This window comes from Lentilactobacillus kosonis (genome assembly GCF_003864335.1).
Lineage (GTDB): Bacteria > Bacillota > Bacilli > Lactobacillales > Lactobacillaceae > Lentilactobacillus > Lentilactobacillus kosonis.
This window is the reverse complement of sequence record NZ_BEXA01000001.1, coordinates 338,746-362,485: the sequence shown is the minus strand read 5'-3', so window position 1 is coordinate 362,485 and position 23,740 is coordinate 338,746. Positions and strand designations below refer to the sequence as shown.

Here is a 23,740-nt window from a genome sequence, read left to right as displayed (position 1 = left end):
CGTGGGCATAAATTCCACGAGCTTTTTTAATGGACTTCCGTTGCTTTAAAAACTGATTTGGTTTCGTTGTAGATTCTGGCCGCAGTATCGGCTTGGTTCATTGTGTATAAATGAATCCCGTCAACTCCGCGAGACACTAAATCGATAATTTGATCAACCGCAAAGGCGATTCCGGCGTCGCGCATGGCTTCTTTGTTGTCAGCGTAGCGATCAAGAATTGCTTGGAATTTTTTAGGAACAGGGACTCCAGTAATAGAAGTGATCCGTTCAATTTGTCGTTTGTTTGTACAAGGCATGATGCCTGCCTCGATTGGCACGTTGATTCCAGCAATCCGGGCCTTTTCATAAAAATCATAGAACGCATCATCGTCAAAGAATAACTGAGTAATTAGGTGATCAGCGCCACTGTCGACCTTTAACTTAAGGTTAGCGATATCATCAATAAAACTGGTTGCGTCACTATGACAATTTGGATAGCAGGCCCCAAGAATATTGAATTCTGGGCGGTTAGCCTTAATAAATTCAACCAGCTCATTTGCGTGATTGAAATCGCCAACTGGTTCGCGGTCGGTGATTCGATCCCCTCGTAAGGCCAAAATGTTATGAACGTTAATTTCATTTAATTTATCTAGAAGATTCAACACATCAGACTTTGATTGGTAAAGTCCGGGAACATGAGCCACTGCATCGATGCCCAACTGATTTTGAATAATATCTGCGACTTCAATGTTGCCATCAAGGGGATTAGTCCCTCCGGCCCCTAAAGTTACGGATATGAAATCAGGATCAACGGTTTTAAATTTTGAGATAGTATCCAAAATTGCTGAATCAGGAGTCGATTTTTTGGGTGGAAAAACTTCCAGAGAAAATACCGTTTTTTGTTTAGATAACTCCGTTAGGTTCATGAATTTCGCTCCTAACCTTTTTGGTTGCGTCAACAATGTTTTCAAGACTTTCAAAAGATTCGGTTTCTGAGCGGGTCTTTAAACCACAGTCAGGGTTAATCCAAATTTTATCGAGCGGTAACTTGGTGATCAACTGGTTAATTAGGTCAGTAATTTCTTGCACTGATGGAATTCTAGGAGAGTGGATATCGTATACTCCAGGACCAACTTCAGTTTGGAAATTGGCGTCAACTAATTCATCGATTAATGTGAAGTCGGCACGAGATGCTTCAAATGAAATCACATCAGCGTCTAAGGCGTCGATGGCTTCAATAATGTCACCAAATTCGCTGTAGCACATATGAGTATGAATTTGAGTGGTTGCGGCAACCTTACTGTGAACTAATCGGAATGCAGGGACTGCCCAATCAAGATAATCTGAGAACCAGTTTGATTTTCTCAATGGTAAGTTTTCTCGTAAGGCTGGTTCATCAATTTGAATGATCTTAATGTCATTTTTCTCAAGGTCGAGAACTTCTTCTTGAAGAGCTAAAGCAATCTGAGTGACCGATTCTTTAGGCGAGATATCTTCACGGGGGAATGACCAGTTGAAAATAGTTACAGGGCCAGTGAGCATTCCTTTGACTAACTTATCAGTTAAATTATTCGCGAAGACAGTGTCCTTTACGGTAATTGGAGCAGTTCGAGAAATATCCCCCCAGATGATGGGTGGCTTAACTCCCCGAGAACCATATGATTGAACCCAACCGTTTTGGGTGAAGACAAAGCCATCAAGTTTTTCACCAAAGTATTCTACCATGTCGTTACGTTCGTATTCACCATGAACTAAGACATCTAAGCCGATTTTTCTTGGAATTCAATAATGCGTTTAATTTTATCGTTATTGAATTGATTGTATTCTTCACGGCTGATTTCGCCCTTTCGGAACTTAGACCGATTTTGGCGCACATCCTTGGTTTGTGGGAATGAACCAATGGTCGTAGTTGGTAAAATTGGTAATCTGAATTCATCCTTTGAATCTGTTCCCGTTCACTTCGAATGGGTAGTCTAACGTAGTCATCATGGTTCAATGATGTTACTTGGTTACGGACCGCTTCGTTAATGGGGTGTTTAACTGAGCCGAACAATTCAGTGTTCTTATTTAAGATGGTATCGCCTTCAGCTTGGTGCGTATAAATCTTATCAAGATCAGTGATTTCATCTAATTTTTGAATCGCAAAGGCTAAGTGTTGTTGAACATCACTTGGAAGGTTAGTTTCATCTTCAGCGGAATACGGAACATGAAGTAATGAGCAAGAAGTACTTAAGACGATGTTTGAATCGATATCTAATTGTTCTAGCTCTTTGATGGTGTGGGCATAATTATTGCGCCAGATATTTTTCCCATTTAAGATGCCCGCGAATAAAGTCTTGTCGGCTGGGAAACCTGATTCTGATAGTAACTTGCGGTTGTATGAGCCTTCAATTAAATCAAGACCGATGCCATCGAATGCTTTGCTGATCACGTCGTTGTAAATATCTCGGATATCCCCAAAGTAAGTCTGGAGGAGCACTTTAATGGCTGGCTTGTCAGTTAAAATACCATCGTATAATTCATCAAAGATTCGTTTGTCGCTAGCATTAACGTCTAAACAAAGTGCTGGTTCATCGATTTGTACCCATGTGACGTGTTGATCAGCTAACTTAGTTAATATATCTTGATATGCGCTGATTAAGTCAGTGATAAATTCTTTAGGAGTTGCACCATCGATAAAGCGACTTAGTGCTAAGAGGGTATAGGGACCAGTAATGACTGCTTTGACAGGGACGTTTAGCGCTTGGGCCTCAGTAACCTGATCAAATAATTGGGTTCCAACTAGTTTGATTTGAGTAGTCTTAGATAATTCTGGCACAATGTAATGATAATTTGTGTTGAACCATTTCTTCATTGATAAAGCCTTAACTGAACCTGATTCATCTTGACGGCCTCGAGTTTGAGCGAAATATTCATCAAGTGGTGACAGGTTTAACTTTTTATATCTTTCAGGCACGATATTTAATAAGTTGGCAGTATCAAGTAAACTATCAAAAAACGAGAAGTCACCAACGGGAATTAAGTCAACTCCGGCATCGATTTGAGCTTGCCAGTGAGCTTGGCGGATATTTTTAGCAGCCTCGAATAATTCTGCTTGAGAAATTTTATTTTTCCAGTAGTGTTCAGTCGCAAATTTTAATTCACGATGGTGACCAATTCTAGGAAATCCAATGATGGTAGTTGTCATAAATAGTTCCTCCTATAAGTGGGTAAATTAATTAAATTTCATTACGTTCGAATGGTTCATCAGAAATGCCTTCATTGAGGATTTTCTTGCTCCATTCTTTGGCTGAAAATAGGGAATGATCACGGTAGTTACCGCAGCTGGTAATATCAGTTCCTGGCACATCTTCCCACTTAGTAACGTTAGCAATTTCTTCAAGCGAGCTCTTTAGGGCCTTAGCAACTTCAGTAGTTGAATGTTCACCCCAAGTGATTAAATGGAATCCAGTTCGACAACCAAATGGTGAACAGTCGATAACCCCAGTCATCCGATCACGAAGTAAACCGGCAAGTAAATGTTCAATTGTATGTAAGCCAGCAGTTGGAATGGCGTTCTCATTTGGTTGAACTAATCTCAAATCATAATTTGAAATAACGTCGCCCTGTTCCCCGTGTTCCTCAGTGATTAACCGAACGTATGGAGCTTTAACCTTTGTGTGATCCAATGTAAAACTTTCAACTTTGCCATAATAAAAATCTCCTTTGATTGTTAATGTGATTAGCGAGTTTAGTTTTAATGATTGATAAATAAAAAAGCACTCACCCCCACACCATTTCTGATGAAGGGGCGAGTGCTTTCGCGTTACCACCCTTGATTGTAATGACTTCACAGTCACTACCTCAAAAAGTACCTGTTGATACTCCGGCAATGTAACGGTTGCTCCCGATTCCACAGCGTTAACTGTGAAATGGCTATTTCGAGTTCATGTTCACCACCGTTAACCTCACCCTTTCACATCAGCCGGGTTCTCTTTGCAAGTCACATAGTGGTTACTCTTCTCGTCAGAGCCTTAAATAAAGAATCATTAAAATTTAATGATAATACTAATCATCTTCCAATCTATTGTCAAGGAATTTTTGCAAGAAAATTTTTATTAGTTTAAATCTTGTTATATCAATAGCCGCTGCATTTAATTATCAGACCTTACGATAGCGATGCATGCCTAGAATATTTAAGAAAGTAAACAAAACAAAAGAAAACGATTAGAATTATTAGGGATGGTAAGATAGTTTCAAGGGATGCAGATTTTTGAATAATATCAGTTAATGCATTAGCTCCATAATAGAGTGGCATGATGTGAGCAATCGTTTGAAGCCATCCGGCCATATTAGCAACTGGAATGATTCCTGAGAAGAAGATTTGGGGAATTACTAGAATCGGGATGAACTGCATCATTTGAAATTCTGAAGCAGCGAAGGTCGAGACGAATAGCCCAATTGATAAGGCAACCAGCGCTAATAAGAAGCAGGTTAATAGAACTAGCCATATGCTACCCAAGATTTGAACTCGTAATATATAAACGCAAAATAGGACTACAATTAGAGTTTGAACAATTGCAAATAATCCATAACCGGCAATATAACCGCCGATGACTTCACTTCGTTTAATGGGGGTGGCCAATAAGCGGTCCAAGGTGTGGGTGCTGCGTTCTCGAAGTAGTGAAATCCCAGAGATTAAAAAGACAAAGAAGAATACTACAAAACCAACGAAAATTGGGAACATCGTGGAGAAGAAATTAGTTTGGCCATTACCGTATAGATAGCCTTCTTTCAGCGTTAACTGTTGCGCATCCAACGGTTGGGATTGGTTTGCGGTTTGTGATTTTAACGTATTGGTTTTTAGTTTGGCGGGTAGCTGACTGGCAATTTGCCGAAGTTGGACTTGTAACTGTTTAATAGCAATTTTTGCCTGGTGGTTACCCGTTACTAGGGCCTTGATTTTTAGTTTGATTAAAGCTGTATTAACTGATTGTTTAATGATACCAGCTTGGGTTTGACCTGCATTTTGATAGATAACTTTTAGTTGCTGGCCATTTTTATAAATATAACCATCAAGATTTTGCTTACGGATATTAGCTTTTGCAGATCGATCATTATTTATTTTTTTAAATTTTAATATGTTTATTTTTAATTTGTTTAGTGATGGCAGTTGGAACATTATGGGTGCCAATAGTTGCGATTACGTCGGAATTTTGTTGAAACAAGAAAAACATTAAGGTTAATAAGAATAGTGGGGCAATAAACATTAAAGCCAGGGTTCGTTTGTCTCGCCGCATTTCCTTAATGATGCGCTTAGTGATTGATAGAATTCTCATTAGAATTGTTCCTCCCCGCTGCTAAAAATACTTCTTCTAAATTATTAACGTGGTATGTTCTTTCCATCTCTATTGGGGTTCCAGAACTAATAATTCGACCATCACGAATCATTACTAGTTGATCACACTGTGCAGCATCTTCCATTACATGGGTAGTGATAACAATGGCTTTACCTTCGTCGCGGTATTTATGAAGTTCTTTCCAAATTTGTTGGCGCAGCTCTGGATCAATGCCAACAGTAGGTTCATCAAGAATCAAGATTTCAGGGTCAGCAATTAGACTGATTGCTAGTGATAATCGCCGCTTCATGCCACCCGAAAAGTTACTGACAAGCTTATTTAAATCAGGAACCAGATTAACGATACTAGCAACATAATTAATCCGGTTTTCAACTTTCTGTGAGTTAATTTGGAATAATTCTGCAAAAAAGCGCAAGTTTTCACGAGCTGAAAGGCTGTCATATAATGCATCTTCTTGAGCCATAAAACCAATAGATTGGAGAACTTTTCGATTTGGCATTTGGTTACCAAGAACGGTGATAGTGCCATTATCGGGGTTAGTCATTCCCATAATCATCTTAACAAGAGTGGTTTTACCGGATCCCGAGGGACCGAGTAATCCTAATATTTGGTGATGTTTGGCAGTTAAATTAATTGATTCCAGGACGAGCTTATCATTAAATGATTTGTCAATATCAGTGACAACGATGCCTTCATTCATATTATTCATTCCTTTTTTGAGATTAGATTATGATTTTACTTAAGTATAACGTACGATGAAAAATTTTTTCAATTTATGTTGAAAAGGCTTTCACATATTATTTCATTGTGATATATTTAACATGTAAGATACTTATCGGGGAGGCACAGATATGACTGATAGATTAAAAAACAAAGTTGCGATTGTCACTGGAGGAACTTTAGGAATTGGTTATGCAATTGCCCAGAAGTTCGTTGAAGAAGGAGCTAAGGTGGTAATTACCGGTCGTCGTGAAGAAATCGGTGAAAAGGCTGCTCAGGAAATTGGGACGCCAGACCAAATTAGATTCTTTAAACACGATGCTGCTGATGAACAAGGATGGAATGACTTGTTTGATCAAACTGAGCAAGCATTTGGTCAAGTGACAACATTGGTAAACAATGCAGGGATTGCCATTGCTAAAAATATTGAAGAAACCACTGCAGAAGATTGGCGTAAGCTAATGTCAGTTAATCTAGATGGGGTCTTCTATGGGACCAAACTAGGAATTATCAAAATGAAAAATAAAGCATTTAGGCGCATCGATTATTAACATGTCTTCGATTGAAGGCTTTGTTGGCGATCCTAATTTAGCTGCTTATAATGCTTCCAAGGGTGGCGTGAGATTATTGACTAAGTCAGCCGCTCTACATTGTTCATTAAACGATTACGATGTTCGGGTTAATACTGTTCACCCAGGTTACATTAAAACACCTTTAGTTGACGACATTCCCGGAGCTGAAGAAGCTCAATCACAAAGAACTCAAACACCAATGGGTCACATTGGTGAACCAAATGATATTGCATATATCTGTGTTTACTTAGCTTCAGATGAATCTAAGTTTGCAACTGGTTCTGAGTTCACGGTCGATGGTGGTTACTTAGCCCAATAATGTAGTTGCGTTGTTGCTTAATTGCCCGTATACTATTATAAAATACCCTTTAATTAGTCCCGTGAGGCTATAAGGAACGACTAAGTAATGCATCGTTGTGTGGATTTTTCCATACTACTAAGAAGTCCCCTTACGCCTTCGGGTATAAGGGGACTTCTTAGTAAGGAGCTAATTATGGAAAATAATCAATTTGGGCAGTTAGAAATTATTGGTAAGGAACATCGCCACCAGTCATTTTGGGATATGTTTGCGACTTGGGTGGGTGCAAATGCTAATAATGGGACTTGGTATGTCGGCGGAGTTATTGCTGCATGTGGATTTGCAACGGCTTCTGTAACAATGATTGCGGTGGGTGTCATATCATATATTCTCTTGGCTTTGGCGGCTAAAATGGGCTATGATACGGGAGTATCTTCAATGGCCTTAACGCGCGCTTCCTTCGGATTACGGGGTAGTTTTTTACCGTCAATAATTAATTTGGTGCAATTTATCGGTTGGGCAGCGGTAAATACGTTTATTGCCGCAACTTCCATTAGTTATATTCTGCATGACCTATTAGGCTGGCCAGTTTACGGTCAACCTGGAGGAATTAAAGGGCTATTCTTCGGAATTATTATCATGAGTGTACTACATATTTTAAGTACTTCGATGGGTGAGTTTTCTGTCAGAATCATTGAACGAGTGGGAATCGTGTTAGTATTTGTGTTAGTCGTTTGGGAAAGTTACGTGGTTTTTAAGCATGTTTCGATTAGTGAAATTATGGCTTATCGACCAGCCGCAAGTGTCAGAATGACCTCAGGACAAGCAATTGATGTGTTGGCAGCGTTTAACTTAGCTTGGGTAACCGCAGGAAGTGATTTTACCAGGTTTTCTAAAAAGAAAACCAGCGCTACGTGGGCCCCATTCCTAGGTGCAAATTTAGGGTTCTTCTGGTTTACTACGGTGGGAACAATTTCAACAATCGCCACAGCAATTACGTTAGGTCATTTTGATGCTAATAATTCTGATCCATCCACAATTGCTAGTAAATTAGGGTTGGGAATCTTGGCGATGCTGGTAATTATTATTACTAGTACCACCGCTAACGCCGTGAATTTAATGGCAGCTGGATCAGCGCTAACCAATATGATAAAACGGTTAAGATTAACGCCCAGTATTATTTTAGTAACGATAATTGCCACTTTTGTTACTTTTATTCCAGCCTTTTTATTCGACATTTCTGGGGGTATTTACTGCATTTCTTGATGGTATCGGGATGTTTTTAGGGCCTGAAATTGCAATCTTCCTTGCAGATTATTATTTAATTGCAAATCAAAATTATGTCGCTGAGGAATTTACTAAGGTTGATGGTAAATACTGGTATCGATTTGGCATTAATTGGTTAGCAATTGTGGTATGGGGAATTTCAGTGATTAGTTATAGTATTTTTAAAAATATTTCAGTAATCGCTAATACGGTTGGGGCGACCTTTGTTGCGATGACTTTAGCGGCAATTTTATATGTTGGACTAGCCAAATTACGCAAACGTTAAACAAATAAAAACTACAAAAAAGTCATAACGCTTAAGGCGTTATGACTTTTTTTATTAATTTAAATTTAGTTTAGCTAATCTGCTGATAGGGCGTCAATTGGGTTTAATCTTGAAGCTCTTCTAGCAGGTAACAAGGCCGCAATAAATGAAATCACAATTGCGATAATGATAGTTGTAATAACATTGGTTGGCGTGATTTGTACCATGTTGAACTTAACGATTCCATATAGCATGCTATTCAATCCAGATTGTGCAGCCCAAGCAATCACTAGCGCAATGGCAGCTGAGAATAGTCCAATTAAGACGGATTCGGCTGTAAATAGCCGACGAATATCTTTTCTTCTAGCACCTAATGCTCTAAGAATACCAATTTCTTTGGTTCGTTCGGATACTGACATGTACATTGTTACAATAATCATTAATGCGGAAACGATTAATGAAATTCCGGCAATTGCTGAAAGAATAATTGTCGCAATTTGAACGTATTGATTTACTGTATCAAGGATATCACCGACGGTAATGGACCCAAATGTGTACTTACCATTGATTTTAATGTTTTGACATCAGAGGCTGCTTGCTTAACTTGAGTACTCTTTTGATATTAACAGAGACATAGTTAGCCTTGGTTTCAGCGTTTGAATTTTTCAACATTGTCTTCATGGTTGAGTAATTGGTCGCAGCAGCTACGGCAGTTTGACCGCTACCTTTGGTAAGACCAACCACTTTGACAGTTCCTTTTACTTGAACAGGCCGGTTATTGCTATTAATCCAAGGGAAGGAGATAACGATATTTTTACCAATTAATTTCTTGTAATCTTTACTGTTACTTAGTGAAACAGCTTGTGTCTTACCAATAACAATTTCATTTTGCCAGGTTTATGACCAGTAGCTACGGTATTATCAGTAATCGCTTTAGTCCAAGTGTTCATATTAGACCCGTTAGCACTCTTTCGCCCTCGAGATAAAGTAAAGTTAGATAACTGATAACCAGGTTCAACTTTATCAACATTTTTAATGTCGTTTAGTTTATTAATTTCAGAATCTTTTAACATTAGCTTTTGAGGTTGACCAGCAGACTTTCCTAGGGATGCTTGGAAGGCAGCTGAACTTAACTTCTTGCCGGATGGATTCTTCATGACAGTAATTGAGTTAGGATTAACCATTGAGTTGATTTGGTCTTGAATAAAGGCATTAACCCCATTTCCTAGACCACTAAACAAGAGCACCGCGAATAGTCCGATGGCAGTTCCAATCATGATTAGTGAATTTCGCCAGAAATTATATTTTAAATGCTTAAAGGCATCGTTATAACTGGCACCGGCAGAAAGGGGTTTTGATTCCAGCTTCTCTTCATTATCTGGTATTGGATAAGCTGATTTTAAGCGAGTATCGCCATCAAGTTGGCCATCGGCTAAATGCACGATTCTAGTTCCATAATCGGCCACTGCTTGTGAATGAGTAACGGTGATAACTAGGCGGCCGTCAGCAGCAATTTTGTCTAAAATTTCCAAAACTTCTTTGGTATTTTGAGAATCAAGTGCTCCAGTTGGCTCATCGGCAATGATGATATCAGGATCACTGGCAAGGGCTCTGGCAATCGCAACCCGTTGCTTTTGCCCCCCAGATAGTTGGTTAGGATACTTTTTAATTTGATCACCTAGGCCAACTTGAGAAAGGAGGTCAATGGCACGTTGACGTTTTTCAGAACTTGATAACTTAGTCATGTTCAATGAGACCAAAATGTTGTCAACGATATCTAAGTGACTGATTAGGTTATAAGATTGATAAATGTAACCAACAGTACTCCGTCGGTAATTATCAAGTTGTTTTTCTTTACTATGATCTAGTTTTTTTCCATTAATAACAACCGAACCAGAAAAATTACGATCTAATCCACCGATAATATTCATCAGGGTAGATTTTCCGCCACCAGATTCACCTAAAATTGAAATAAATTCACCGCGTTCTAGGTTTAAATCGATACCCTTTAGCACCGGGAACTCTTCTTTTCCTAAATAATAGGATTTGTGAATATCATGTAACTCTAAAAATGCCATAAGTGAACCTCCTTGTATAATTAGCACGCCGTAAAATATAACCACTATGATGATCAAAGTCAATGTAAAAGTGAGTAATTCTCAAAAAAAGTTAGGTGGATTAAAAAGAAGCTAACTAATATAGGGTTAACTATATCTTATTTTTGCATATTTTTATATGGTTTTCTAACATAAAGTTGGTAAATATTTTCTGTACATTTTTTTGAGTTATGATATATTGTTGTTGAGGTTAAGCTCATCGAAAGGGAGGGCAGGTTAGCGAATATGCAGATGATTCCTCAGGTGAATAAATGAATTAATTTGTTGTGATAATTTTAGAATTTATTAGTATCTGTTATCTTATATGTCGAGTTTAGTTGCAATGCTTTAGTACATGGCAGTTAAACTGGGCACCGTGAAGTTGACTGATTTAGTTTGAGTGATTCGGTCACAGACTCTTTCTTAATGATGAAAATTAAATTGTTATTATAAGCAAAATTGGTTATTACTTGGCTGGTTTAGTTATAATATCAGTAAGAGATATTTGTCTTAGGAAATTAAATGCCAGATTTAACAATGGTAAATTTTAGGTTGATTATGGGGGGCTTTTTAATGGCTAAGGAAGAATATAACAAGAATTTCAAAAGAATTTTGGTCGGAGTTGACGATTCTGAAGATGCTCAATTGGCATTTAGATATGCAATTCGTGAGGCACGAAGTTCAGACGCAACTTTAATTATCACTTCAATTTTAGAACATGAAGATATGAATGTTTACGAAGCTTTGGATAAAAACTATATTCATGGTAAACGTGATGAATTAACTAAACATATAGCAAAGTATCGTGACCTAGCTTTAAGAGCAGGAGTTAAGAACGTAGAAATGGTAATTGACGAAGGTGAAGCTGGAGAAACTATTGTTAAAAATGTTATCCCGGCAGTCAATGCGGATTTATTAATTATTGGTTCGCTTTCTAAGACCGGAATCAGAAAATATTTTGGTTCTCAAGCTTCTTACATGGCAAAATATTCACCTATCTCAGTAATGGTTGTCAGAGAGTAGTTTTTCATCTATATTAAGTTATGGATTACACGCGGAAGACAGAAGCGATCTTGGTTTCTGGTTTCCGCTTTTTTGTAAATTAAATTTTGGAGGAATTTGATTTGGAACTTACAGATAATGCAAGAAAATGGTTTGTGGCGACGCTACTTGTGGGAACTTTTACGATGTCAATTAGTCAGTCTTCGTTATCAACAGCGTACCCAACGTTTATGCGCTACTTTAATTTACCAGCTAGTACGATTGCTTGGTTAACTACTGGGTTTATGTTGGTGATGTCGGTGGTTATGCCGCTGTCACCTTGGTTAATGAATAATTTTAAATTTAAGCCATTATATTTAACATTGTTAGGAATTTTTGCAGTTGGGACCATTGTCATCATTATTGCTCCTAACTTTCCAATCATGATGGTTGGTCGGTTGATGGAAGCTATTAGTGTGGGAATTCTCTTTCCGTCATATCAATCAATTATCTTGGAGATTACACCTCAGGAAAAACGGGGCACCATTATGGGAACTGTTGGTTTAGTAATGGGTTCAGCTTTAGCAGTTGGCCCAATTATTTCGGGAGTGCTACTTCAGGTTTTGAACTGGCAAGCAATTTTTGGTTTGTTTTTAGTGGTGTTGCTAGTAGTATTTCTTTTAGCTTTGAGAACTATTATCAGTCCTCGTGAAATCAAAGCCAGTAAATTTGATTTTATTTCAGTATTTTATTCATTAGGTATCATAGGTTTACTTTATTTCATTAATGAAATTAAACAAATGACTATGAGTAATTATCTTAGTTGGATGATTTTAGTTATCTCCATCATTTTATTATGGCTATTTGTTCGTCGGCAGTTGACTTCAAAGACACCATTACTTAGATTGGATATTTTAAAAATTGCTAACTTTGATTTAGGAGTGGCCTTAACATCGCTATCATATATGTCTTTGATTACCGTCACAATTGTGATGCCCCTATATTATCAACAGATCTTAGGGATGTCACCACTATGGTCAGGCCTTTCACTTGTTCCAGCAGCCGCATTGCTATCATGGCTTAACCGTCAAAGCGGCAAAATGGCTGATCGGGTTGGCTTTAAACCAACTATCATGATTGGTTTTGGGTTATTTATCATAGGTTGGTTATTATTATTTGCAATTAGTGGTTTGCATAATGTTTGGTTAGCAATTATTGGTTCGATGGTCGTGGAAGCTGGAAATGCTTTTGCGATGATGCCAGCAACCACGTTAGGAGCTAATTCATTAACGGATGACCTAATTCCCCATGGTTCATCGATTATCGCTACAATCAGGCAAATTATGGGTTCAACAGCCATTGTAGTGGCGACAGTTATTTTAGGTAATGGCAACTTTAAGGGCGTGTTTCTAACCTTTCTTATTTTAGAAATTATTGCAATGCTATTAGTATTCGTTATTAAGGATTCAACTAAAAAACAAGTTTCATAAAATATAAGTAACAGGACCCCTTTTTAGAAGTTTTGAAAAGGGAGTCTTTTTATATTGATACAATTTTCAAAAAGTGCTATAGTCTAATTAAGGCGAATGAAAACGCTTTAAAACCCATTAATCCAATCTTGCGACCACTTGTTGGCCGCTTTTCTATTTTTATAATACTAATTAACTTTTCACAAACTAGGAGGAATTTAATAATATGGCATATAAGACAATTAATCCGTACACGAATGAAGTTGTTAAGGAGTACCCCGAAGCCACTGATGCTGAATTGATGAGTGCGATTGACACAAGTTATCAATTGTTCAAGCAATTTAAAAATCAGCCAATTTCTGACCGGGCAAAGATATTGCATCAAATTGCTAAAAACATGCGCAATCATGCTGATGAATTAGCTGAAGCCGCAACGGTTGATATGGGAAAATTATTAAGAGAATCACGTGGCGAGGTTGAACTTTGTGCAATTATTGCTGACTGGTTTGCTGATCACGCAGAGGATCTATTAAAGCCTGACAAAATTGATACTATCGCTAACGGTGAGGCTGAAATTCAAAAGCATGCTACTGGAGTAATTATGATGGTTGAACCATGGAATTTCCCTTACTATCAAATTATGCGGGTGTTTGCTCCTAACTTTATGGTTGGAAATACCATGTTGTTAAAGCATGCTTCTAATACACCAACTTCAGCTAAAATGTTTGCAGATATTGTGGAATCTGCTGGGGCTCCTAAAGGCTCATTAACTAATTTATTTTTGAGTTATGATCAAGTTACTGAAGCAATTGCTGATCCTCGGATTCAAGGAGTAGCGCTTACTGGTTCTGAACGAGGCGGTCGTTCAGTTGCTGAAGCGGCTGGTAAGAATTTGAAAAAGAACACGATGGAATTGGGTGGCATGGACGCCTTTATCGTGTTATCAGATGCCAACATTGATGATGTTAATGACATTGCTTGGCGGGCAAGATTATATAATGCTGGTCAGGTATGTACTTCATCAAAACGATTCATCGTTATGGATAACCTATATGATGAATTTGTGGCTAAGTTAAAGGAGAACTTCGCTAAGGTTAAACCAGGTGATCCAATGGATGATGAGACAACCTTGGCACCAATGAACTCAGAAAAAGCTAGAAAGAAACTACAACAACAGGTCGACCGAGCAGTTGCTGCAGGCGCAACCGTAGAATATGGAAATGAACCAATTGATTTACCAGGTCAATTCTTCAAACCAACGATCCTCACTAATATCACTAAAGATAATCCTGCATACGGTGAGGAAATGTTTGGCCCAGTTGCTCACGTATACAAAGTTCATAGTGAAGAAGAAGCAATTGAGTTAGCTAACGATTCAATGTTTGGTTTGGGCGGCATTGTATTTGGCGGCGATAGCAACCATGCTGCTGAAGTAGCAGCCAAGGTTGAGACTGGGATGGTCTTTGTAAATAACTTTATGGTTTCATTACCTGAATTACCATTCGGTGGGGTAAAGAATTCTGGTTATGGTAGAGAAATGAGTCAAATTGGCCAGATGGCGTTCGTTAATGAACAGCTAATTGTTAAGGCCGACAAGCCAGATTTGAATAACTTAGCTGGTGGTTTAGTAGCAGTTGATAAAGATAGTAAATAATGAAAAAGCTTCGTAAGTTATGCTGACTTGCGAAGCTTTTTTGATAACTAATTTTTAAAAATGAATTGACAAGTAAGCCCATATTCCTCATACTATTAAAGAGTACTGATTACTATTTAGGTGAGGAGATTAATATTTTGGGTAAAAAACACGGGTAATTACACTAGTTACAGCACTGTTTTCGTTAATGCTTTTAATCGCTGGCTGTTCATCAACTGGTGGTAATAATCCTAAATCGGGCCAGATTAACATTGTTACCACCACTGATTTCTATGGTGAAGTTGCCAAAGCAGTTGTCGGTAATAAGGGCAAGGTGACGGAGATTATTAATAAACCAGACGTCGATCCTCATGACTACACCCCCACCACTAATGATGGTAAGGCAGTTGCGGCTGCTAATGTTGTAGTAGCCAATGGAATTGGTTATGATGGTTGGATGGATAATTTAGTTAAAAATAATTCAAATGTTAAGTACATTCAGGTCGGTGAATCATTGATGAATGTAAAGAATGGGGATAATCCTCATCTATGGTATAAACCTGCAACAATGCCTAAGTTGGCGAATGCTTTAGCTGTCCGTTTTGGAAAGCTTCAACCGAAAAATAAAAAGTATTTCCAAAAAAATGCCCAAAATTATATTAAGTCGCTGCAACCAATTGATCAAAAAGTATCTAATTTAAAAGCGTTGGCTAAAAAGTCGAAGTCAAAAGAAGTCTATGTTAGTGAGCCAGTCTTTGATTACGCTCTTGAAGCAGCTGGTTTTAAAGTTGGCAATCAGAAGTTCGAAGATGACACTGAGAATGGGGTAGATCAATCCCCAACTACTATTAAAAATATGCAAAGTGGCATTAAGAAGCGCCAAATAGCCTTCTTTGTATTTAATAAACAGGCTGATTCTAAGACTGTGAATAACATGGTTGATTTAGCTAAGAAGAGTGGAGTTCCAGTGTTACCAATCACGGAAACATTACCCGCCGGCAAAAATTACCGTACATGGATGATTAGTCAATATAATCAATTAGAAAATATTTTGAAACATCAAGCTAAATAAAAAAAGCGTGCTAGATATCAATTAAGGTAGATTAGCACGTTTTTTTATTAATTTCTAATGAGGTAGTGAAGAATTATTCAACTTCTCCAACTGACCACGAAATTCCTTGCTATAAATATTAAGATCACTCTTATAACTGTCAATATCTTGAGCCATTTCAATTGTGTAGTCAACTTCTTCACCATGTTCGCCTTGATCAAGACCGAGCTCTTCTTCTTGGCGGTTAACTCGCATTGGCATAAGAAGTGAAAGCCCCTTAATGATGATAGAACACGCAATGACCACAAAAATAATCGTGGTGGCAGTGGCAGTCAGCTGAATCCCGAGTAAACGCCAGCCACCGCCGTAGAAGATACCGTTAGAGGTGACCGCTGGATTGATAGCTTTAGTAGCAAACAAGCCAGTTGAAATACTACCAACGATGCCACTAATTCCGTGACAGCCGAAAGCGTCTAAAGCATCATCGATGCCAATTCGATCTTTTAGTTGGGAAACAAAAAAGTAACTAGCTAATGACGCCAAGATACCGATACAGAAAGCCCCCAAAATGGTTACATAACCTGCAGCGGGAGTGATACCAACCAATCCGCAGAGGGTCCCTGTACAAACGCCAACCAAAGTTGGTTTGCCTGCGATAAACATATCGAGGGTCATCCAAGTGATCATTGACGCTCCCGTGGCAACCGTGGTGGTGATAACTGATGAAACTGCCACCCCATTAACGGCTAAAGCTGAACCAGCGTTAAATCCATACCAACCAATCCAAAGAATCGAAGTTCCTAGGAGCACCCAAGGCAGGTTATAGTGGGTGTGGGGAATATCACCATAGTGGATTCTTTTGCCTAAGAAAGCAGAAAGAACAAATGCGGTAATTCCGGCATTTATATGAACCACAGTTCCGCCGGCAAAGTCTAAAGTGCCAAGTCTGGCAAGGATTCCATTCGAACTCCAAACCATGTGAACCATTGGGTAATATACTAAAATTGACCAAGCCACAATAAAAGCTAGCAGGAAATTAAATCTAATTCGGCCAACTACCGCCCCAACGAATAAAGCAGGCGTAATAATTGCAAACATCATTTGAAATAACGAATAAATACTTTCTGGAATTTTAGTTGTAGTTAGCGAAGTAGCATTAAATTGATGCATGAAAAAATTATGTAAATTGCCGATAAATCCCCAATTATCGCCACTAAATGATAGTGAATATCCTAAGATTATCCAGAGTAAGATTGCGACACCAGTCATGATGAAAACTGAAAGCATTGTGTTAACAACGTTCCGTTTGGAAACTAGGCCACCGTAAAAGAAGGCCAGACCAGGTGTCATGAATAAAACTAAGATACTGGCCAGAATGACAAAAGATGTGTTGGCTAAGTTCATATAATCGCTCCCCTTTTCATTAATGTTAAGAATTCTAACATTAAAATTTGGTAAGTAAAGAAATATTTTGGGGATGTCACTTACCTTTTAGATTCTTAAGTTATGCGAATGCTTGTTAATAAAAAAACCGACGTTACTAAAAATAAAATTAGTAGCGTCGTTGTCATGTTATAAAACATAACATATATTTTAGCGAGCAATATTATAAATTAAAAACTGCGTCTTCAATCGGGGTGTCACCGTTACTCATAGCGATTACCTTCCTGATGGTCCGATCGTTCTTTAGGATTGCGATTAATGTTTCAGCAACATCATCAATCGTATTTGAATTAGAAGCGTATTGACCAATGGTGATTTTACCAGTTGCAGGTTCTTCTGTTAGGGTAGTTGGCTGTAAGATGGTGAAATCTAAATCGGTATTGTTCATTAACCATTTGTCAGCATAGTGCTTAGCAATTAGGTAGTTAGCAATTGGCGATATATTTGGTTCACTAAATGATTCTAAATTTAATGAGTTACGAGCGCTTAACATAATGAAACGTTTAATGCCTTTGTGTTCAGCACCACGCATAACTTTTACTGCACCATTTAAATCAACTTGTAATAAATCTTTGCCACCTGAACCAGCGGCGAAAATGATAGCATCGCTATCAGGTAACTCTTCATTTAGTAGTTCCGGTGAAATGTGAAGATCAATTTTAAATGGAGTGATATTAACTCCACGGGGAACTTTTTCTACTTGTCTAGCACCGGCAAAGACTTCAATGTCAGGTACGTTAGCTAACTTTCTAACAACTGATGAGCCAACTCTGCCAGTGGCCCCAATAATAGTAACTTTCATGACTTACCCCTCCTCATTACGTATCATTACTAAGTATACGTTGATATATATAAAATGAAAAATAAAATTACTCTCAAAAATTATTATTTAATTAGTAATAATAATTACCAGAGATAATCCACGGGATCCTTGATAAATTTATTGTACACATCTTGAACAATATTCATTTGATCAGGAGTTAATTCAGGAAGATCAGAAGCAATGGTGTTACGGCCAATTTGACTAGGTTTACTAGCACCAGGAATTACGGTGGAAACTGCGTCGTGCATTAAAATGAATTTTAAAGCTGTAGATGCTAGATTATCAGTTCCTAAGCGCTTTTTCAACTCATTTGCTGCCGAAATTCCAGTTTTATAATCGACGCCAGAGAAAGTTTCGCCCTTATCAAATAGCTCACCATTTCGGTTAGTCGTTCGATGATCATCAGCAGGAAACTGGGTATCTAAACTATATTTACCAGTTAATAATCCGCTGGCCAAAGGTACTCTAGCGAGAATACCAACGTTGTTTTTCTTAGCTTGATCGAAGAATAGGTCACGGGGACGGAGACGGAACATGTTAAAGATAATTTCAACAGCAGAAACATCATAGCTTAAAGCCTTCAATGCCTCTTCAACCCGTTCAACACTGACGCCATAGTTTTGAATCTTCCCAGATTTTTTCAATTCATCTAAGGCAAAGAAAGTTTCTGGCATGTAATAAACACTCATTGGCGGACAGTGAAGCAGGACCATATCCAAAGAATCAACTCCTAAATTTGCCAACGATTCTTCAACGTAACTTTCAAGATGTTCTTTATTGAAACTAGTAACTGATAGCGGATCTTTACGACCGATTTTAGTCGTGTAGTGTACATCCGGATGCTGCTTTAGAAATTGGCCAACAGTGTGTTCACTAGCACCATTTTGGTAGATATCTGCCGTGTCGAAAAAATTTACCCCATTGGCGTAAGCTTCAGCCAAAGTTTCAGTGGCATCGAGTTCATTAAATTGGGTACCCCATTGACCACCAAGCTGCCAAGTTCCAAGAGATACTTCGCTGACTTTAAAACCGGTTTACCTAATGTACGATAGTTCATTATGAGTAGCTCCTTTTATATTCATTAATTTAAATTTTACACTTATTTGTTGATTAGTAGTAAGTACGATGAAGATAACGCAAATTTATTTATTGAAATTATATAATTTGGTTTGCGATTTTTGATGTAGGTTTCCGCTAATTTATACTAGTTAAAGCCCTGCAATAAAGCTATAACAAAAAATTGCAAACTGATACAAAGTGAAATGGATTCTGAAATGTAGATGGTGATTGATCATCTTGGTAGTTGTCAGTATTTTTATTTTGTAGTACGCTTGTCAGCGAAAACTGAATAGATTTCTTCGGGGCAGGGTGAAATTCCCGACCGACGGTGACAATTTATGAATTGAAGTCCGTGACCCGCATTTATTTGCGGTTGACTCAGTGTGATTCTGGGACCGACAGTATAGTCTGGATGGGAGAAGAAAATGCTAATATTTCGTACCGTCAGCAGTTAGTATAGCTGTACTCGGATGAAGTCTTTTTTAGCTTGATAAAATCCTGGCCCCGCATTCATTTGCGGGGCCTTTTTTACGAGGTGAATTGACTTGAATCATATTTTTTACATGGATCAGGCTTTGACAGAGGCGGTGAGAGACCAGCCTGAAACTTGGAGGAATCCAATGGTTGGAGCAGTGATTGTCAAAGACAATCATATTTTGTCAAAAGGTCATCATGAAGTGTTCGGTGGACCCCACGCCGAGGTAAATGCCATCAATCATCTTCCAGATAATGTCAACGTTGAGGGAGCAACGATGTACGTCACACTAGAACCTTGTGCTCATACCGGGAAAACACCGCCATGTGTACAGATGATTGTGAAGGCTGGTATCAAAAGGGTAGTGGTTGGCGAAATTGACCCTAATCCACTTGTTGCTGGCAAGGGAGTGGCATATTTGAAATCTCACGGAATTAAGGTGGTTGTATTGAATACTCTTTTGGATGCCAATAATGCTTACCGGTTTTATTTTAAACATCATCGTCCGTTTGTCACCCTTAAGTATGCAATGACGGTTGATGGTCGACTGAACTTTTCAACCACAAAGCGATCAATATTAACCGGCAATCAAGCATTCCTTGATAATCAACGACGGCGCCAAAATAACCAAGCAATTTTAGTTGGTGCTAATACTGTGGCCATCGACAATCCCCAATTAACTATTAGAAAAAGTAGTTCGGGATTTCCGTTTATTCGACTTGTGGTAATTCATGATGCTAATCAGATCGATTTTGACGCGCAATTGTTCAAAGAAGTTACTAATAAAACGCCTGCTTGGATCCTAGCTAATAAAAATAAGGTGGGAATGGTTCCAGATAACGTTAAAGTTATTATTAAACCGGTTTGGACTGCCACTAAAATCTGTGAATATTTATCATCAGTGGGAATTCAGTCTTTGTTAGTTGAAGGTGGTAGCCAAATCTTTAACCAATTTGTTGCAGAAAATCAGTTTGAACAGATAATAACCTATGTTGCACCACAATTATTTGGAGAGCATGCTTTACCGGTGTTAACTGGAAAAGAATTAGGTTCACCAACATCGCTAACTATGGTTTCCGTTAACAAATTAGGTAATGATGTCAAGCTGGTCTTTGAAAGGAGTAACTGACTATGTTTACTGGTATTATTCAAGCCCGAAGTAGAGTGCTGCAAGTTGTTAATATAAATGAATCCTTAACGTTAACGATAGCAAAACCGAAAAAAATCGTATGCCAGGTGGGCAGTAGTTTGGCAATTAATGGTGTTTGCTTGACGGTCACAAACTTATCAGAATTAGGTTTGCAAGTTACGGTTATGCCAGAAACTTATCGAAAAACAACATTAAAATATATAAAGGTTAATGATGTGGTTAACATTGAACCTGCTTTAACGCTAAAGGAACCAATTGATGGTCATTTTGTTCTCGGTCATGTTGACCAAACAATACCTTTACTGGAAAAAATTGCAGATGGTAATTCGATAAAACTGATATTCGAATTACCAGCACCATTAGCTTCTTTTATCGCATATAAAGGATCAGTGGCCATAGATGGGACTAGTTTGACAATTACCGAGGTTCACAAGAAAGCATTTACGGTTAATTTAATCCCTTATACTGCTGCTAATACTGGTTTGTTAGTGGCACATAAAGCACATCAATATAATTTAGAAGTGGATGTGTTGGCTCGATATCTGTTGCAATCACAATTGGAGGCAAGCGTATGACAAACAATACTTTAGTTGTAGGAGCCCACGCTCAGCTGCCTACAGCATATGGCGATTTTCAAATTATGGCCTATGAAACTAATCAAGACCAGCCAACATTATTAATTTATAAAGGTGACCTCAAATCTGCTCAGTCACCAATTATTCGGGTACATTCAGAGTGTTTCACAGGTGATGTATTGGGTTCATTACGTTGCGATTGCGGTTTGCAATTACGAAATGCCCTTAAATTAATCAATTCTGCAGGCTGTGGTGCAGTTATTTATTTGCGGCAAGAAGGTCGTGGAATTGGGCTGGTGAACAAATTAAAGGCCTACAGTCTACAAGAACAAGGTTGGGATACAGTTGAGGCTAACCTGAAATTACACTTGCCGGTTGATAGTCGGAGTTATGAGATTGCAGCTAGCATTTTAAGGAATCAAGGGGTTAGTAATATTAACTTATTAACTAATAACCCTGATAAAATCCAGCAACTTAATCATCTTGGAATTCATGTCGATCAGCGGATACCGTTAGAAGTCGCTGCCAATCAACATGATCGTCAGTATTTGGAAACGAAAAAGCATAAGCTGAACCACTTATTATCGGAGGTAGATTAAATGACTAAATTCAATGAGCAAACTAAAATCGCACTTGTCGTTTCACAATTTAATAACATTATTACTGATCGATTGGTGATTGGAGCAAGACAAACGCTAATACAGGCGGGAATTATGGATGATAATGTGATTGTTTATCAAGTTCCAGGAGCATTTGAGATACCCAGGATTGCTAGATTAGTCTCGCAAATACCAGCAATTTCAGGAGTTATTACTTTAGGTGCGGTTATTAAAGGCGAGACTGATCATTATCAGTTTATTAGTGAAGCAGTTACGCAACAGTTAGCTACGCTTTCAGTCAACGCACCAATTCCGCTTGTTTTTGGCTTATTAACAACCAATAACATCGAACAAGCATTAAATCGAGCCGGCGGAAAAGCTGGTAATAAAGGAAGCGAGTGCGCAAATGCGTTGCTTCAATTATTCGAATTAGAACAACAACTTGTCTAATTTAGGCGCTGCCAACTTTGATAGGAAGGAGATTGAATAATGAGTAACATTGAACAAGTATTGGCAGATTTACGTGCGGGGGAATTAGTCGTTGTCACAGATGATCCTGGCCGGGAGGGGGAAGGTGATTTGATTGGGGTTGCTGAGTATGTGACTCCAGAAACAGTAAACTCAATGATTACGTTAGCGCGGGGATTGTTATGTGTTCCCATGACACCGCAGTGGGCGAATCAACTGGGGCTCAGTTTAATGACCAATACCAGTAACGATGCTTTTAACACCGCCTTTTTAGTTAGCGCTGATGCTAGAACCACTAGCACTGGTATTTCAGCGTTTGACCGAGCTCAAACAATTAAAAAAATGGCCGATCATCAGTCAACATTTGCTGACTTCTATCACCCAGGACATGTATTCCCGTTAAAAGCTGTATCCGGGGGGCTGCGTAAACGTAGTGGTCATACTGAAGCTGGAGTAACTTTAGCCAAGTTAACAAGCCAAAGTCCAGTAGCTTATATTTGTGAAATCGTTAATTCTGATGGCCATATGGCTAAAGGAAAAGAGTTAGTTGATTTTGCTAACCAACATAATTTCTCAATGATTTCAGTTGCCGAGATTAGTGATTACAGTAACTTGTAATTAATAAATAAAAAGCGATAACCTGGAGGGGCTATCGCTTTTTATTTCGATTAGTTAATTAAAATGATAGCTGGTCATGGTTTTGGTTCAATTGCTTCCACCAAAGCGGTCATTCCGGAATTGATTGTTCTTTGGTCCAGAGGTTGATTAAAGAACAAATAGCCTACTACTAGGCCACCCATGATTGACCAAAGAGTCCGAATAATGTCGTTATTGGGCAAGCCGTTTAAAATGTGTTTTTGTTTTAATTCATCGATTAAATTATTTAGCTTCTGCCAGTAAACATTTGGAAATAAATCAATCAATTCTTGGCGCACATCGTGATCGTAAAAAATTTCAGTAAAGAAGATTTTGAAAACTGCGCTGTTTTCTTTAACCATGTCCATGCGATTAAATAACAAGGAGTCAACAAATTCAGCAGTGCTTAAATATTCTTTATCAAGTTGTTCTTGAATGAAAGCGTCAATAGTTGATGGGAATACTCGATTGAGGACAGGTTCGATAATCGCGTTTAGTAAACCGCGTTTATTTTTAAATTTAGCGAAAATGTTACCCTCGGCTACGCCAGCCACTTCAGCAATTTCTTTAGTGCTAGTGTTCTCATAACCTTTTTCAGAAAATATTTGAATAGCAGTCGTTAAGATTTTTAACTGTTTTTCGGTAAAGTGATCTAGTACACCAGCTTGATAATATAGTTCTAACTCAGGTTTATGCACGGTCGGACTCCTCAATTGTATTAGTCGATAATTGTACGGTTAGATTATATCGGTCAAATTAAGAATGTCAAATTTTTAAAGATATTTTCATTAATGGTTGACAGTTTATTACTAGAGGCTATAATAAGCTTTGGAAATTAGTTGA

At 38.2% G+C, this 23,740-nt stretch carries 15 protein-coding genes, 6 pseudogenes and 1 riboswitch; of the genes and pseudogenes, 11 read left to right on the top strand and 10 right to left on the bottom strand.

The window, feature by feature from the left end; all coding sequences use genetic code 11:
* Positions 1-26: 26 nt before the first annotated feature.
* From metF to NBRC111893_RS01870, 5 genes and pseudogenes are all read right to left on the bottom strand, one after another.
* Complete coding sequence (metF, locus tag NBRC111893_RS01890) at positions 27-905, bottom strand: methylenetetrahydrofolate reductase [NAD(P)H] (RefSeq protein WP_125007777.1); 879 nt, start codon at positions 903-905, stop codon at positions 27-29.
* Positions 883-3,166: pseudogene (gene metE, locus NBRC111893_RS01885) on the bottom strand (5-methyltetrahydropteroyltriglutamate--homocysteine S-methyltransferase). Before metE ends, metF begins: the two are co-directional and overlap by 23 nt.
* Positions 3,167-3,197: 31 nt before the next feature.
* Positions 3,198-3,689 carry an S-ribosylhomocysteine lyase gene (locus tag NBRC111893_RS01880; RefSeq protein WP_125007917.1) on the bottom strand — a complete coding sequence of 164 codons (492 nt, stop codon included), beginning with the start codon at positions 3,687-3,689 and terminating at the stop codon, positions 3,198-3,200.
* Between the two features lie 430 nt (positions 3,690-4,119).
* Positions 4,120-5,297 (bottom strand): annotated as a pseudogene (locus tag NBRC111893_RS01875) (ABC transporter permease).
* Entirely contained in the window at positions 5,275-6,018 is a 744-nt protein-coding gene (locus NBRC111893_RS01870; protein ID WP_125007776.1) for an ABC transporter ATP-binding protein, read from the bottom strand. The pseudogene NBRC111893_RS01875 and the gene NBRC111893_RS01870 overlap by 23 nt, the downstream one beginning before the upstream one ends.
* A gap of 151 nt (positions 6,019-6,169) precedes the next feature.
* On the opposite strand from NBRC111893_RS01870, the pseudogene NBRC111893_RS01865 reads away from it, so the two are divergent.
* Positions 6,170-6,929, top strand: a pseudogene (locus NBRC111893_RS01865) (NADP-dependent (R)-specific alcohol dehydrogenase).
* A gap of 174 nt (positions 6,930-7,103) precedes the next feature.
* Positions 7,104-8,460, top strand: a pseudogene (locus NBRC111893_RS01860) (cytosine permease).
* 74 nt (positions 8,461-8,534) lie between these two features.
* Here the strand turns inward: NBRC111893_RS01860 and NBRC111893_RS12250 are convergent.
* Positions 8,535-10,517: pseudogene (locus tag NBRC111893_RS12250) on the bottom strand (ABC transporter ATP-binding protein/permease).
* Positions 10,518-11,108: 591 nt separating this feature from the next.
* On the opposite strand from NBRC111893_RS12250, the gene NBRC111893_RS01850 reads away from it, so the two are divergent.
* The 4 genes from NBRC111893_RS01850 (at position 11,109) to NBRC111893_RS01835 (ending at position 15,690) form a co-directional block, all read left to right on the top strand.
* A complete protein-coding gene (locus NBRC111893_RS01850; protein ID WP_125007775.1) occupies positions 11,109-11,558 on the top strand; it encodes a universal stress protein in 450 nt (149 codons plus the stop codon).
* Between the two features lie 101 nt (positions 11,559-11,659).
* Positions 11,660-13,006, top strand: a complete 1,347-nt coding sequence (locus NBRC111893_RS01845) for an MFS transporter (protein ID WP_125007774.1) — start codon at positions 11,660-11,662, stop codon at positions 13,004-13,006.
* A 205-nt stretch (positions 13,007-13,211) separates the two neighbouring features.
* Positions 13,212-14,639, top strand: coding sequence for an NAD-dependent succinate-semialdehyde dehydrogenase (locus tag NBRC111893_RS01840; RefSeq protein WP_125007773.1), 1,428 nt, complete (start codon positions 13,212-13,214; stop codon positions 14,637-14,639).
* A gap of 187 nt (positions 14,640-14,826) precedes the next feature.
* On the top strand, positions 14,827-15,690 hold the full coding sequence (locus NBRC111893_RS01835) for a metal ABC transporter solute-binding protein, Zn/Mn family (RefSeq protein WP_125007772.1): 864 nt from the start codon (positions 14,827-14,829) through the stop codon (positions 15,688-15,690).
* 54 nt (positions 15,691-15,744) lie between these two features.
* On the opposite strand, the gene NBRC111893_RS01830 is transcribed toward NBRC111893_RS01835, so the two are convergent.
* From NBRC111893_RS01830 to NBRC111893_RS01820, 3 genes and pseudogenes are all read right to left on the bottom strand, one after another.
* Positions 15,745-17,073, bottom strand: coding sequence for an ammonium transporter (locus tag NBRC111893_RS01830; protein ID WP_125007771.1), 1,329 nt, complete (start codon positions 17,071-17,073; stop codon positions 15,745-15,747).
* 202 nt (positions 17,074-17,275) lie between these two features.
* Positions 17,276-17,914: an NAD(P)H-binding protein gene (locus tag NBRC111893_RS01825; RefSeq protein WP_125007770.1), complete on the bottom strand. Its 639-nt coding sequence runs from the start codon at positions 17,912-17,914 to the stop codon at positions 17,276-17,278.
* 104 nt (positions 17,915-18,018) lie between these two features.
* Positions 18,019-18,992: pseudogene (locus NBRC111893_RS01820) on the bottom strand (aldo/keto reductase).
* Between the two features lie 293 nt (positions 18,993-19,285).
* Positions 19,286-19,422, top strand: a riboswitch (FMN riboswitch).
* Positions 19,423-19,557: 135 nt separating this feature from the next.
* Between NBRC111893_RS01820 and ribD the strand changes: the two are divergent.
* From ribD to ribB, 5 genes are read left to right on the top strand one after another with little or no spacing between them, the layout of a single operon-like run.
* The gene (gene ribD, locus NBRC111893_RS01815) at positions 19,558-20,598 is read left to right on the top strand and encodes a bifunctional diaminohydroxyphosphoribosylaminopyrimidine deaminase/5-amino-6-(5-phosphoribosylamino)uracil reductase RibD (RefSeq protein ID WP_225417517.1); all 1,041 of its coding nucleotides are present in this window, start codon (positions 19,558-19,560) and stop codon (positions 20,596-20,598) included.
* Between the two features lie 2 nt (positions 20,599-20,600).
* Positions 20,601-21,194, top strand: a complete 594-nt coding sequence (locus tag NBRC111893_RS01810; RefSeq protein ID WP_125007768.1) for a riboflavin synthase — start codon at positions 20,601-20,603, stop codon at positions 21,192-21,194.
* Positions 21,191-21,793, top strand: coding sequence for a GTP cyclohydrolase II (ribA, locus tag NBRC111893_RS01805; RefSeq protein ID WP_125007767.1), 603 nt, complete (start codon positions 21,191-21,193; stop codon positions 21,791-21,793). Before NBRC111893_RS01810 ends, ribA begins: the two co-directional genes overlap by 4 nt.
* A complete protein-coding gene (ribH, locus tag NBRC111893_RS01800; protein WP_125007766.1) occupies positions 21,794-22,243 on the top strand; it encodes a 6,7-dimethyl-8-ribityllumazine synthase in 450 nt (149 codons plus the stop codon).
* Between the two features lie 39 nt (positions 22,244-22,282).
* A complete protein-coding gene (ribB, locus tag NBRC111893_RS01795) occupies positions 22,283-22,879 on the top strand; it encodes a 3,4-dihydroxy-2-butanone-4-phosphate synthase (RefSeq protein WP_125007765.1) in 597 nt (198 codons plus the stop codon).
* Between the two features lie 74 nt (positions 22,880-22,953).
* On the opposite strand, the gene NBRC111893_RS01790 is transcribed toward ribB, so the two are convergent.
* The gene (locus NBRC111893_RS01790; RefSeq protein ID WP_160114428.1) at positions 22,954-23,595 is read right to left on the bottom strand and encodes a TetR/AcrR family transcriptional regulator; all 642 of its coding nucleotides are present in this window, start codon (positions 23,593-23,595) and stop codon (positions 22,954-22,956) included.
* Positions 23,596-23,740: the final 145 nt, after the last annotated feature.

Bases quoted from the DNA above. Each gene is read 5' to 3' on its own strand.
- metF (WP_125007777.1), bottom strand. From the start codon at position 905: ATGAACCTAACGGAGTTATCTAAACAAAAAACGGTATTTTCTCTGGAA.
- NBRC111893_RS01870 (WP_125007776.1), bottom strand. From the start codon at position 6,018: ATGAATGAAGGCATCGTTGTCACTGATATTGACAAATCATTTAATGAT.
- NBRC111893_RS01850 (WP_125007775.1), top strand. From the start codon at position 11,109: ATGGCTAAGGAAGAATATAACAAGAATTTCAAAAGAATTTTGGTCGGA.
- NBRC111893_RS01840 (WP_125007773.1), top strand. From the start codon at position 13,212: ATGGCATATAAGACAATTAATCCGTACACGAATGAAGTTGTTAAGGAG.
- NBRC111893_RS01835 (WP_125007772.1), top strand. From the start codon at position 14,827: ATGCTTTTAATCGCTGGCTGTTCATCAACTGGTGGTAATAATCCTAAA.
- NBRC111893_RS01830 (WP_125007771.1), bottom strand. From the start codon at position 17,073: ATGAACTTAGCCAACACATCTTTTGTCATTCTGGCCAGTATCTTAGTT.
- NBRC111893_RS01825 (WP_125007770.1), bottom strand. From the start codon at position 17,914: ATGAAAGTTACTATTATTGGGGCCACTGGCAGAGTTGGCTCATCAGTT.
- ribD (WP_225417517.1), top strand. From the start codon at position 19,558: ATGGATCAGGCTTTGACAGAGGCGGTGAGAGACCAGCCTGAAACTTGG.
- NBRC111893_RS01810 (WP_125007768.1), top strand. From the start codon at position 20,601: ATGTTTACTGGTATTATTCAAGCCCGAAGTAGAGTGCTGCAAGTTGTT.
- ribA (WP_125007767.1), top strand. From the start codon at position 21,191: ATGACAAACAATACTTTAGTTGTAGGAGCCCACGCTCAGCTGCCTACA.
- ribH (WP_125007766.1), top strand. From the start codon at position 21,794: ATGACTAAATTCAATGAGCAAACTAAAATCGCACTTGTCGTTTCACAA.
- ribB (WP_125007765.1), top strand. From the start codon at position 22,283: ATGAGTAACATTGAACAAGTATTGGCAGATTTACGTGCGGGGGAATTA.